The organism is Streptomyces sp. WM6386 (genome assembly GCF_000972385.1).
Classification (GTDB): Bacteria; Actinomycetota; Actinomycetes; order Streptomycetales; family Streptomycetaceae; genus Streptomyces.
Genome location: NZ_JXTE01000394.1, coordinates 1 through 571 on the forward strand (window position 1 = coordinate 1; position 571 = coordinate 571).

Sequence of the window (571 nt, forward strand, 5' to 3'; positions counted from 1 at the left end):
CCCTGCGCGACGGCAGCGAGGAATACCTCGACTCCGAGAAGTACCAACTCCGCCCCCGCGACTGGGACACAGCCGACAGCATCACCCCCCTGATCACACGGTTGAACACCATCCGCCGGGGCCACCCGGCCCTGCAGCAGCTCAGGAGCATCCACTTCCACCACACCGACAACGACGCGGTGATCGCTTACAGCAAGCGCACCGGCCCGGACACGGTTCTGGTGGTCGTCAACCTCGACCCTCATCACACCCAGGAGGCCACGGTCTCGTTGGACATGCCGCAACTCGGCCTGGACGGGAACCCATCCATGTCCGTGCACGACGAACTGACGGGTGAGACCTACCGCTGGGGCCGGACCAACTATGTGCGCCTCGAACCCGGTCGGGCGCCCGCGCACGTGCTCCATGTCCAGGCATCGGCATCCCAGACCGGAGGGTCAAGAGCGTCATGACCGTCAACGAGCCCGTCCACGACACCTTCGAGGACACCCCCGCGAAGGACCGGGACCCCGACTGGTTCAAACGTGCCGTCTTCTACGAGGTGCTCGTCCGCTCCTTCCAGGACAGCAAC

The 571-nt window shown here is 65.5% G+C and carries 1 protein-coding gene; it reads left to right on the top strand.

Annotated features, from left to right (window positions below):
• Positions 1-452: alpha-1,4-glucan--maltose-1-phosphate maltosyltransferase (locus TN53_RS41895; protein ID WP_046264147.1), on the top strand; the 452-nt coding region annotated here is incomplete at its 5' end.
• Between the last annotated feature and the right edge of the window lie 119 nt (positions 453-571).